11 protein-coding genes and 1 pseudogene are annotated in these 11,041 nt (G+C 70.2%); 8 read left to right on the plus strand and 4 right to left on the minus strand.

Annotated elements, in window-relative coordinates; genetic code table 11:
• Together VFF46_RS14370 and VFF46_RS14375 are read left to right on the plus strand one after the other, a co-directional pair.
• A partial coding sequence (locus VFF46_RS14370) for an FAD-binding oxidoreductase (RefSeq protein ID WP_325037612.1) occupies positions 1–1,258 on the plus strand: 1,258 nt, incomplete at its 5' end.
• On the plus strand, positions 1,255–1,758 hold the full coding sequence (locus VFF46_RS14375; RefSeq protein ID WP_325037613.1) for a tetratricopeptide repeat protein: 504 nt from the start codon (positions 1,255–1,257) through the stop codon (positions 1,756–1,758). The genes VFF46_RS14370 and VFF46_RS14375, both read left to right, overlap by 4 nt.
• Positions 1,759–1,767: 9 nt before the next feature.
• Here VFF46_RS14375 and VFF46_RS14380 read toward each other — a convergent pair whose 3' ends face one another.
• The 3 genes from VFF46_RS14380 to nhaA all read right to left on the minus strand — a co-directional run bounded on the left by VFF46_RS14380 (position 1,768) and on the right by nhaA (position 5,099).
• Positions 1,768–2,610 carry an SAM-dependent methyltransferase gene (locus VFF46_RS14380; protein WP_325037614.1) on the minus strand — a complete coding sequence of 281 codons (843 nt, stop codon included), beginning with the start codon at positions 2,608–2,610 and terminating at the stop codon, positions 1,768–1,770.
• 103 nt (positions 2,611–2,713) lie between these two features.
• Complete coding sequence (locus VFF46_RS14385) at positions 2,714–3,154, minus strand: rhodanese-like domain-containing protein (protein ID WP_325037615.1); 441 nt, start codon at positions 3,152–3,154, stop codon at positions 2,714–2,716.
• Between the two features lie 64 nt (positions 3,155–3,218).
• Positions 3,219–5,099 (minus strand): Na+/H+ antiporter NhaA, encoded by a 1,881-nt coding sequence (gene nhaA / locus VFF46_RS14390; protein ID WP_325037616.1) that lies wholly within the window; start codon positions 5,097–5,099, stop codon positions 3,219–3,221.
• A gap of 108 nt (positions 5,100–5,207) precedes the next feature.
• On the opposite strand from nhaA, the gene VFF46_RS14395 reads away from it, so the two are divergent.
• From VFF46_RS14395 to VFF46_RS14405, 3 genes are all read left to right on the plus strand, one after another.
• The gene (locus VFF46_RS14395; protein ID WP_325037617.1) at positions 5,208–5,900 is read left to right on the plus strand and encodes a GAF and ANTAR domain-containing protein; all 693 of its coding nucleotides are present in this window, start codon (positions 5,208–5,210) and stop codon (positions 5,898–5,900) included.
• 352 nt (positions 5,901–6,252) lie between these two features.
• Positions 6,253–7,398: an ROK family transcriptional regulator gene (locus tag VFF46_RS14400; RefSeq protein ID WP_325037618.1), complete on the plus strand. Its 1,146-nt coding sequence runs from the start codon at positions 6,253–6,255 to the stop codon at positions 7,396–7,398.
• Between the two features lie 36 nt (positions 7,399–7,434).
• Complete coding sequence (locus VFF46_RS14405; protein ID WP_325037619.1) at positions 7,435–8,100, plus strand: GNAT family N-acetyltransferase; 666 nt, start codon at positions 7,435–7,437, stop codon at positions 8,098–8,100.
• On the opposite strand, the gene VFF46_RS14410 is transcribed toward VFF46_RS14405, so the two are convergent.
• Entirely contained in the window at positions 8,041–8,646 is a 606-nt protein-coding gene (locus VFF46_RS14410; protein WP_325037620.1) for a CGNR zinc finger domain-containing protein, read from the minus strand. The two genes, VFF46_RS14405 and VFF46_RS14410, sit on opposite strands and share 60 nt — an antisense overlap.
• Positions 8,647–8,727: 81 nt before the next feature.
• Here VFF46_RS14410 and alr point away from each other — a divergent pair, with 81 nt between their 5' ends.
• The 3 genes and pseudogenes from alr to VFF46_RS14425 all read left to right on the plus strand — a co-directional run.
• The gene (gene alr, locus VFF46_RS14415; RefSeq protein ID WP_325037621.1) at positions 8,728–9,858 is read left to right on the plus strand and encodes an alanine racemase; all 1,131 of its coding nucleotides are present in this window, start codon (positions 8,728–8,730) and stop codon (positions 9,856–9,858) included.
• Positions 9,855–10,811, plus strand: a complete 957-nt coding sequence (locus tag VFF46_RS14420) for a D-alanine--D-alanine ligase family protein (RefSeq protein ID WP_325037622.1) — start codon at positions 9,855–9,857, stop codon at positions 10,809–10,811. The genes alr and VFF46_RS14420 overlap by 4 nt, the downstream gene beginning before the upstream one ends.
• Positions 10,808–11,041, plus strand: a pseudogene (locus VFF46_RS14425) (dipeptidase); the annotation flags it as partial. The gene VFF46_RS14420 and the pseudogene VFF46_RS14425, both read left to right, overlap by 4 nt.

Below are 11,041 nucleotides of genomic sequence, written 5' to 3' on the forward strand. Positions count from 1 at the left end.
GGACGCCGGGTACGACGAGGCGCGGACCGTGTGGAACGCGATGATCGACCGGCGGCCGGCGGTCGTCGCGCGCTGCTCGACCACCGCCGAGGTGGCCGAAGCGGTCCGGTACGGCCGGGCCCAGGGCCTGGAGATCGCGGTGCGCTGCGGCGGGCACAACATCGCCGGACTCGCCGTACCGGACGGTGGGCTGATGATCGACCTGACGCCGATGAACGCGGTCCGGGTGGACCCGGTCGCCAAGCGAGCATCGGTACAGGGCGGTGCGCTGCTGGGCGAACTGGACCGGGCCGCGCAGGAGTACGGGCTGGCGACGACGGCCGGCAACGTCTCGCACACCGGGGTCGGCGGGCTGACGCTCGGCGGCGGGATGGGCTGGCTGGCCCGGAAGTTCGGGCTGGCCTGCGACAACGTCGTCTCCTACGAGGTCGTGACCGCGGACGGCTCGGTCGTGACCGCGAGCGCGGACGAGAACGCCGAGCTGTACTGGGGCCTGCGCGGCGGCGGTGGGAACTTCGGGATCGTGACGTCGTTCGAGTTCCGGCTGCACGAGATCGGGACGCGCGCGCTGATCGTCGAGTTCACCTACCCGACCGCGGCCGGGGTCGACGTACTGCGGGGATGGCGGGAGCTGAACGCCACCGCGCCGCGGGAGGCGACGTTCACCGCGAGCATCGCGGCCGACTCCGTGACGGTCGGGTACGTGTGGGTCGGCGAGGGCGGGGACGAGCTGTTGCCGGCGTTCCGGGCGCTCGGACCGGTCACGGACGAGCTGGTCGAGGAGACGACGTACCTGCAGCTGCAGACTCGGGACGACAACGTGCAGGGGCACCGGTTCCGCCGGTACTGGAAGGGTCACTACTTCACGTCGCTGCCGGACGACGCGATCCGCGCGCTGGTGGACAACCCGGGTGTCGGGGCGAGCCTGCAGGCGTACGGCGGGGCGATCGCCGAGGTACCGGACGGCGACGCGGCCTTCAGCCACCGGGACACGCTGTTCGAGTTCGTCACCGCGACGCGCTGGGAGGACCCGGCCGAGGACGAGGACCGGATCAGCACGCTGCGCGGGTACGCCGCGACGCTGGAACCGTACGCGAGCGGGACGTACGTGAACACGTTGAACGACGACCCGATCCAGCGCGCGTTCCCGCCCGCGAAGCTGGAGCGGCTGGTCGCGCTGAAGACGGCGTACGACCCGGAAAACGTGTTCCACCTGAACCAGAACATCCGTCCGGCGCGCGGCATGATGGTGGTGTGACAACAACCGAACTGACTCCGGAACTCGCCGCGACGATCCAGGAAGGGTTCGCGCGGCGGGACCGGGCGAACATGGGCCCGACGATCGCGTTCTTCGAGAAGCTGCTCGGCGAGCACCCGGGTAACCCGTACGTGCTCTACGAGGTCGGCGGGTCGTACGACACCGCCGGGCAGGAGGAGACCGCGGTCGGGTACTACGAGCGCGCGCTCCCCGGACTGACCGGCGAGACCCGCCGCAAGTGCCTGCTGCAGTACGGCAGCACATTGCGGAACCTCGGCCGCTTCGACGAGTCGCTTGCCCTGTTCAAGAAGGCGTGCGCGGAGTACCCGGAATCGGACTCGCTGCGGGTGTTCAAGGCGCTCACGCTGCAGGCGGCCGGCCACCAGGACAAGGCGCTGGCCACGCTGCTGCTGGTGATCGCCGACAAGGTCGACTCCGCCGAGATCAAGCGCTACGAGGCCGCGATCCGCGGCAACGCCGACTACCTGGCCGGGCGTTAACCGTAGCTCTCAGCGCTTCCGGGCGAGGCCGCCGTAGATCACGTCCCGGACGTCAGGCTCCGGCTCCTCGTCGACGCGCCCGTCCGGCACGTGCCAGTCGACCAGCCGGACGACGCCCGGATCGAGGATCTCCATCCCGCCGAACAGCGCCGAGATCTGCTCCACCGACCGGAACGCCAGCGTCGGGAACGCGTCCTTGACCTTCTCCTGCAGCTCGCTCACCAGTACGTCGACGGCGCCGCCGTCGCCCGGCTTGCACGCGTGCGTGATCGCCAGGAAGGACCCCGGCGGCAGCGCGTCGACGTACTGCCGGGCGATCGCCAGCGTCTCGTCGTGGTCCGCGAGGTGGTGCAGCATCAGCGCCATCACCAGCGCGACCGGCTCGCCGGCGGCCAGCAGGTCCGCGATCGGCGGCTCGGCCAGCACCTCGGCCGGCTTGGTCAGGTCCGCGGCGACGAAGTGCGTTCGGTTGTTGTCCAGCAGCAGCGCCCGCCCGTGCGCGACCACCGACGGGTCGTTGTCGACGTACACGACCACGCTCTCCACGTTCACGCCCTGGGCGATCTGGTGGGTGTTCTCGGCGGTCGGCAGCCCGGAGCCGGCGTCGATGAAGCGCCGTACGCCGGCATCCTCGGCCAGCCAGGTGACGACCTGCTTGAGCCAGCGCCGGTTCGCCCGCGCCCACTCCGGCGCCTCCGGCGCGACCTCCACGATCTGCCGGTACAGCTCCCGGTCGGCCTCGTAGTTGTCCTTGCCGCCGAGGAAGTAGTCGTAGACCCGGGCGACCGTCGGAGTCCTGGTGTCGATTCCGTACGCGACCGGCCCGCCGCCGTACGTCGGCTGATCGGTCACGCGGTCTCCTCACGTCAGGGTTCGCCCGAGCCTAACGTACGGAGAGTCAGCCTTTCAGCACGGCGTGTTCAATCCTTGTCAAACCTCAACATTCGCAGGGGTTTCAGCACGCACACGCGACGCCGCGGGGCGCGGTGAGCGGGTCGGACGCGCGCCGTTCGACGCCGTCCGCGGTCTCGATCGGACCGCCTTCGCGCACCCAGTACTCGTACCCGCCGATCATCTCCTTCACCGGATACCCGAGCCGCGCGAACGCCAGCGCCGCCCGCGTCGCGGCGTTGCATCCGGGACCCCAGCAGTACGTCACCACGGTGGCCCCCTCCGGTACGACGCCGGCCGCCGTACGCTCGGTGATCTCGCGGTGCGGCAGGTGGATCGCGCCCGGTACGTGGCCCTGGTCCCAGCTCTCCTGGCTGCGGCTGTCGATCAGCACCCAGCCGGTCACGCCGGCACCGATGTCCGCGGCAACGTCCGCAGGGTCAGTTTCGTACGCGAGCCGTCCGGCGAAGTGTGCGACGGCGGCCTGATCGATGTGCTTGGTCATGCGCCAAGCCTCGGCGATGCCGCCGTACGGCGACAGTGGCAGGAATGCCCTGGTGCATCAAGATTCAGCCGCGACGGATCTTCGACCGCGCACGGGCCACCTTGATCGCCTGCTTGAGCGTCTCCACGTCGTACGCCCCGTAGTGGCGCTGCCCGTTGACGAAGAAAGTCGGCGTACCGGAGACGCCGCTGGTGTCCGCGGACTCCACGTCCTGCGCCACCCGCGCGGCAGCCACGTGCCGCTTCACCTCGTCGTGCAACCGATCGGTGTCCAGACCGAGCTGTTCCGCGTAGCCCAGCAGGTCCTTCGGCTGCAGGTTCTCCTGGTTCGCGAGCAGCAGGTCGTGCATCTCCCAGAACGCGCCCTGCGCGGCGGCGGCCTCCGCGAACTCCGCCGCGATCTGCGCCCGCGGGTGTACGTCGGACAGCGGCAGGTGCCGCCAGACGAAGCGCAGGTCGTCGTCCTGCAGGACGTCGCGGACGATCGGTTCCGCGCGCCCGCAGTACGGACACTCGAAGTCGCCGTACTCGACCAGCGTCACCGACGCCTCCTCCGGTCCGCGGATGTGGTCCCGCTCCGGATCGACCGGGTCGGTCAGGTCGACGAGCTGCTCCGCGTCGCCGAGCAGCGCCAGCGCCTTCTTCGGCGGCGACAGCAGCTTGGCGGACCGGAACACCACCCAGGTGAGCGCGGACGCCACGATCACCGCGGACAGCAGGCCTACCTTGGCCTCGGCGAGCTGCGTACCGTCGAACGCGATCGTTGCGATCAGCAACGAGACCGTGAAGCCGATGCCGGCGATCGTGCCGCTGCCGAGGACCGAGGCCCAGCCGACCCCGGGGCGGACCCGGCCGCCGGTGACCCGTTCGAGCAGCCAGGAGATCCCGGTCACCGCGATCGGCTTGCCGACGACGTACCCGAGCAGGATGCCGAGCGTGATCGGCGAGCTGAACGCGCGGCCGAGGAAGCCCGCGTCGATCGTGACACCGGCGTTCGCGAGCCCGAACAGCGGGACGATCAGGTAGCTGGTCCACGGGTGGTAGAGGAACTGCAGGCGTTCGTTCGGCGAGATCGTCGTGGTCAGGCCGACGGTCGCGGAGCGCGCGAGCTCCGGCGTCGGCTGCTCCCGGAACAGCCGGAACAGGCCGGTCGCCTCCTCGAGCTCCTCACGGCCGGGCGAGTACGCCGGCGCGGTCAGCCCGATCGCGAGCCCGGCGACGACCGGGTCGACACCGCTCTTCAGGAGGGCGGCCCACATGAGTACGCCGAGCACGACGTACACCCAAGGTTTGCGGACATGCAGCAGGGCGAGCACGACCACGAGCGCGAAGGCGACGACGGCCAGGACGAGCGGCATCAACCGGACGTCCGAGCTGTACACGACCGCGATCACCACCAGCGCGAGCAGATCGTCCACCACGAACACGGTCAGCAGGAACACCCGCACCCGATCCGGTACGCCGCGGCCGACCAGCGCGAGCAGCCCGAGCGCGAGCGCGGTGTCCGTCGACATCGCCACACCCCACCCGTGCGCTCCCGGCCCGCCGCCGTTGAACGCCGTGTAGATCAGCACCGGCGCCACCATCCCGGCGACCCCCGCGAGCATCGGCAGCACGAACCGGCTCCGCTCCCGCAGGTCCCCGAGGTCGAACTCCCGCCGCGCCTCCAGTCCCACCACCAGGAAGAACAGCGTCATCAGCCCGCTGTTGATCCACTCCCGCAGATTCAGCCCCAGCTCGCGATGCCCCAGCCCGATCGACAGGTCGGTCCGCCAGAAGTCGTCGTACGTCCCGGGCGCCACGTTCGCCCAGACCAGGGCGACGACGATCGCTGCCGCCAGCACCCCCGAGCTTCCCGCCTCGGTCCGCAAGAACGACCGCAACGGCGCCGCGATCTCCCGCCGCCAGTCGGTCCGCCCACCCAACAGACCAGCCACGTCCGCCATACCCACACTGTAAGCGGCGGGCGTTCTTTCTTGGGTCGGCTAACACTCTTCGGGGGCTGGGCTGCATGATGTGCGTGCCCGACTGCAGTCCATGCCCTGGAGATTCCAGTGACTGAGCCCGATCTCGCCACCTCGGCGGATACGTTCGCCCGGTTGGCGATCGAGCTGCACGATGCGCCTGGTGTCGAGGAGACGATCGATGCGGTGGTGCAGTTCGCCCAGCAGGCGCTGAACTGCACGTACGCCGGTGTCGCCCTGTACACCCGTGGTTCGCAGGCCGAGATCGCCGCGGTGACCGATCCGGTGGTGACCGCGTTCTACGACCAGCAGATCGCCACGGACAGTGGTCCGCTGATCACGGCTCTGCGGGAGCGTACGGCGGTCCTGATCCGCGACACCACGGCCGACGAGCGGTGGCCGGAGCTCGGGGCGCAGGCGCCGGGGATCCGGAGCGTGCTCGACGTACCGTTGGCGACCGGTGACGCGCCGCGACACACGGTCGGGGTGCTCGGGCTGTACGGCGCCGAGCCGGGCGCGTTCACCGCCGACGACGAGGCGATCGCGTACGTGCTCGCGCAGCACGCGTCGGTCGCGGTGGCGTCGGCGCGGCACGAGGAGACGATGGCGCAGGCGGTCGACGCGCGGAAGCTGGTCGGCCAGGCGATGGGGATCCTGATGGAACGCTTCGACGTGGACGGCGACCGGGCGTTCGCGATCCTCAAGCGGTACTCGCAGGACACCAACACCAAACTGCGCGACGTCGCACAGCAGTTGATCGATACGCGCAAACTCCCGCACTGACGAGGATCTGACACCGTTGTCCACCAGCGGTGGGCGGCAAACCGTTGCATAATGCGAGGTGATCTTGACGCCGGGACTTGTGCGGCCAGTACTGCGGACCGGGTCACGTCCCGGCGTCACAACCGCCACCCCCCCCGCCGCATCCCTCCACCACCCGGCGTCCCTCACCGCACGGCGTCCCTCACCGCACGGCGTCCCTCACCGCACGGCATCCCTCACCGCACGGCATCCCTCGCCAACCGGCGTCCCTCTACCACCCCGAGCGGAGCGAGGGTTGTTTCCTGCTCGAGGGAAGTGAGGGTTCTTGCCTGCTGGAGCTCGGCGGGTCGGTCTGCGGCGCTAGTCTGACGCAATGGGTGAGTGGCGACCGCTGGCGGGGCCGTCGCGGCAGGTGGCGCTGGAGATCCTGCTCGACGGGCCGCTGTCGCGCGCCGAACTCTCCCGCCGCGTCGGACTCTCACCCGGCAGCCTGACCCGACTCACGAAGCCCATGGTGGAGTCCGGGCTGCTCGTCGAGGTCGAGGCCGGTCCCACCGACGCCCGGGTCGGCCGCCCGTCGCAACCGCTCGACCTGGACGCGAACGCGCACCACTTCGCCGGGATCAAGCTCACCGGCGACTCCGCGATCGGCGTACTGACCACGCTGCGTGCCGACGTACTGGCCATCGTCGAGCGCCCGATCGCCGACCAGACCCCGTCGGCGGTCGCGGATCTGGTGCTCGAGATCACCGACGAGCTGCAGCTCCAGGTCCCCGGTGGCCGCCCGCTCACCGGGCTCGGTGTCTCGATCGGCGGCCGGGTCGCGAACCGCTCCGAGGTCCGCTGGGGGCCGTACCTGAACTGGGTCGACGTACCGTTCGGCGAGATCCTGGCCGCGCACACCGCCGTCCCGATCGTGCTCGCCAACGACCTGACCTCGCTGACCGAGGCCACCCACTGGTTCGGCGCCGGCCGGAACTCGGACCGCTTCATCCTGGTCACCGTCGGCGCCGGCGTCGGGTACGGACTGGTCGTCCACAATCGGGTGGTGGACAGCCCCGACGTCACGCTCGGCCTGATCGGGCACTACCCGCTGCTCCCCGACGGCCCGCTCTGCGACCGCGGTCATCGCGGCTGCGCGCTCAGCCTGCTGACCGTCGGCGCGATCACCGGCCAGCTCGGTACGGCGCTGGGCCGGACCGTCGGGTACGACGAGGCACTCGACCTCGCGGCCAAGGGCGATCCGGCCGCCCGCGAGGTGGTCGGGCGCGCGGGCCGGGCGCTCGGCAAGCTGATCGCGGCGGCCGCGAACTTCACCATGCCCGAGCTGGTCGTGCTCGGCGGCGAGGGCGTCCGGCTCGCCGAGGTCGCGCACGAGGACCTGCTGGCCGGCCTGCACGCGGACCGGCACCCGTCGGCCGCCGAACTGCCGATGGTGCGGCAGCCGGCCGACTTCAGCGAATGGGCCCGGGGCGCCGCGGTGGTCGCGATCCAGACCTTCGTCCTCGGCATCTCGTAACTGCCTATTTATCGATAGTCAGTTACACTCGTCGCCATGATGAGGCGATGGCTTGAGGGCTGGCGGCGGTGCCGCGGCCTGGAGCCGGTGATCGAGTACTCCGACGCGTACGCCGCTGTACTGCGGCTGCCGGGGCGGGACCGCGAGCTGTTCACCCGCACCGACGAGCCGGCGACCGTGGAACGCCTGGCGTTGTCGCTGATGGAGGACACCTGGTTGACGGTGACCACGCAGGCCGGTGACCGGGTCGCGGGGCAACTGCTGGCCGCGGGCGCACGGCCGTTCGAGGAGCAGAAGATCCTGATGTCGATCGAGCTGCAGCGGCATCCGCAGCCGGCCACCGACCTCTATCTACTCGAGGAGATGGCTGACGGCGTCCTCGGCTCTGTGCGGCTACTGACGCCGGACGGCGGGGTCGCGGCACACGGTATGTCGGCGGTCGTCGGCGCCGACGTCGTGATGCATGACATCCAGACCGACCCGGCGCACCGGCGGCGCGGACTCGGCAGCGTGGTGATGGGCGCCCTGGCCCGGCGCGCGGTCGAACACGGCGCGCGGACCGGTCTACTGATGGCGACCATCGACGGCTTCCACCTGTACCGGAAACTCGGCTGGACGGCCGAGGCGACGATGGTGACGGCGTCAGGTGCTCGACTTGGCCCGGTGCGCGGCGACCTTGGTCCGGTTCTGACAGGCGGTTGAGCAGAACCGCTGGGTGCGGTTGCGCGTCGAGTCCAGGAACAGGTCGTCGCAGCGCGCCGCCGAACAGCGCAGTACCCGTTCCAGCTCGTCACTTCCGAGCAGCATCGCGACGGCCGTCGCGAACTCGGCCAGCCAGCCGGCCGCACCGTCCGGGTTGCCGAAGTGCAGGTGCCACGGCTCCCCGACCGCGCGGGTCAGCTGCGGTGCGGCCTTGGTCTGCTGGAGCAGCCGGTTCACGAGGACGGCGGCCGCGTCGACGTCCGGCAGGCTGTCGAGCGCGTCGTAGAGCGTTTTCGCGCCGGCCCCGTAATCGCTGGGATCGACGGCCGGCGGTTGCCTGGTGGTCAGCCGCAGTACGGCGTCCACCGCGGCGGCGTCGGCGGCACGAGCCGGACGGCCTTGCCGCATCGTCGATCCGAAGGTGTTCGCCAGCGCGATCGCGGCCGTCAGCGAGTCCTTCAGGTGATCGGTGGCTTCCACCGGACCAGTATGGGCGAAAAGTTCGGCGTACCGGGCGAATTCATTCACCGGGATGAGCTTCGTCATACCAGGGTCGTAGCCGACGGCGGCAGACATCCGTCCGCACTCCGATGATCCGGATCGTTGCCGGAAACAACAATGATCCGCATGTACCTGGTCCAGTCCCACCACCGCCCGGAAACTCGTGGGATCGCCGGACTGGCGGAGGCGGTCGTCGACCTGTCCGCCGTCCGGGAGAATGTGCGCCGTTTCCGAAAACGTGTTCCGCAACAGCTGATGGCGGTGGTCAAGGCCGATGCCTTCGGCCACGGCGCGGTGCCGGTCGCCCGGGCCGCGGTCGAGGCCGGGGCGACCTGGCTCGGCGTCGCGCACGCCGACGAGGCGCTGCAGCTGCGCGCGGCCGGGTTGCGGGTACCGATCCTGACCTGGCTGTACGACGCCGCCGAACTCATGCTGCTCGGCGATGTCGACGTCAGCGTTTCCACAGTGGCAGAGCTTCAACGTGTCGTTTCCACACCCTCTGTCCACTATGTGCATTTGAAGCTGGACACCGGACTCCACCGGGCCGGGAGCGCGCCCGACCAGTGGATCGAACTCACCCGAACGGCGGCGCACTACGAGGCGCTCGGCGCCGTCACGGTCCGCGGGATCTGGTCGCACCTGTCGCACGGCAGTTCCGCCGACGCCGTGCAGAGCACGCGGCAGTTGCAGCTCCTGCGGGCCGGGGTGGGTCTCGCACGCCGGGCCGGGTTGCGGCCGAGCGTCGTACACCTGGCCAGCTCGGCCGGCGCGGTCACACTCGACGCGCCGGACACGGACCTGGTCCGGATCGGCGCCGGGCTGTACGGCATCGACGAGCTCGGCATCGGATTGCGGCCCGCGATGCGGGTGGAGAGCAAGCTGGCTCAGATACGCCGGATCCGCGCAGGTGAAGGGGTTTCGTACGGGCACGACTTCGTCGCCGAGCGGGACACCACGATCGGCCTGGTCCCGATCGGGTACGCCGACGGCGTCCCGCGGGTCGCCGCGCGGCGGGCGAGCGTGCTGTGCCACGGCGTCCGGATGCCCGTGATCGGGCGGATCGCGATGGACCAGTTCGTCGTCGACGCGGGTGAGCTCCCGGTCGAACCGGGCGCACCGGTGACGATCTTCGGACCCGGCACCGGCGGAGAACCGACCGCGGCGGAGTGGGCCGACTGGGCGGGCACCATCCCGCACGAGATCTACTGCGGCATCGGCAGCCGGATCCCCCGACGTTACGAGGAAGGTACGCGATGAAGGTCGCGATCGTGATGGGCGGCGCGAGCCCGGAGCACCGGGTGTCGCTGGCCAGCGGCAAGGGGATCGCGAAAGCGGTCGATCTGCTCGGCCACACGGCGATCCCGCTCGTGATCGATGCCTCAGGCAACTGGAGGGACGGGCAGCACGAGGCGATCGAGATCCTGCAGGCCTGCGATGTCACGATCCCCGCGCTGCACGGCGAAGGCGGCGAGGACGGCCGGCTGCAGGGATTCTTCGAACAGCTGGGGATTCCGTACGTCGGCAGCGGTGTCGCGGCCAGCGCCGTGGGGCTGGACAAGCACCTGACCAAGGCGGTGCTGACGGCGCACGGTATCCCGGTCACGCCGGGCGTGGCGCTGCGCGGGACCGAACTGACCGACACCGAGACGATGCTGCAGAAACTGAAGGTGGCCGGGCTGGACTACCCGTTGTTCGTGAAACCCGCGAACGGTGGCTCGAGCTTCGGCGTGACCCGCGCGACCGACTTGCCGTTGTTGCTGAGCGCGGTCGCCGACGCCGCACCTGACGTGCTGGTCGAGAGGGAGATGGTCGGCCGCGAGATCGACCTTGCGGTACTGGAGTTTCCGGACGGCCGGGTCGACACCGCGCCAGCGCTGGAGATCCACCCGGACCCGGAGCAGCCGTTCTTCAACGCCGCCGCGAAGTACGACAGCGGTGCCACCCGGTTCGTCGTACCGGCACCGATCGACACCGCGCTGGCCGCGCGGTTACGGCGTACGGCGATCGAGGTCTTCGAGGTGCTCGGCTGCGCGGGGCTGGCGCGGGTGGACTTCTTCGTACCGGTCGACGGGGAGCCGGTGGTGAACGAGATCAACACGTTTCCCGGGTTCACGCCAGCCTCACAGTTCCCGCGGATGTGGGCGGCCGCCGGGCTGTCGTACGCGGAGGTCGTCGACACGCTGATCCGGACGGCGATGGCGCGCGGATGACCGTACTGCTGAGCGACGAACGGATCACCTGCATCCCCGCGCTCGAGAACGGGGAGCCTCTGGTCGACCTGTCGACAAGAGGATTGTCAACAATCGGACGGCAGTTCGCGCGGGAGGGCGTGGCGGACCGGCTCGCGGTGGCCGACACGTTCCTGCCGACCGGGATCCGGTTGCACGTGGTCGAGGGATTGCGGCCGGTGGAGAGCCAGCGCGAGATCTACGACGGGTAC

It is taken from the genome of Kribbella sp. (assembly GCF_035655035.1).
Lineage (GTDB): Bacteria > Actinomycetota > Actinomycetes > Propionibacteriales > Kribbellaceae > Kribbella.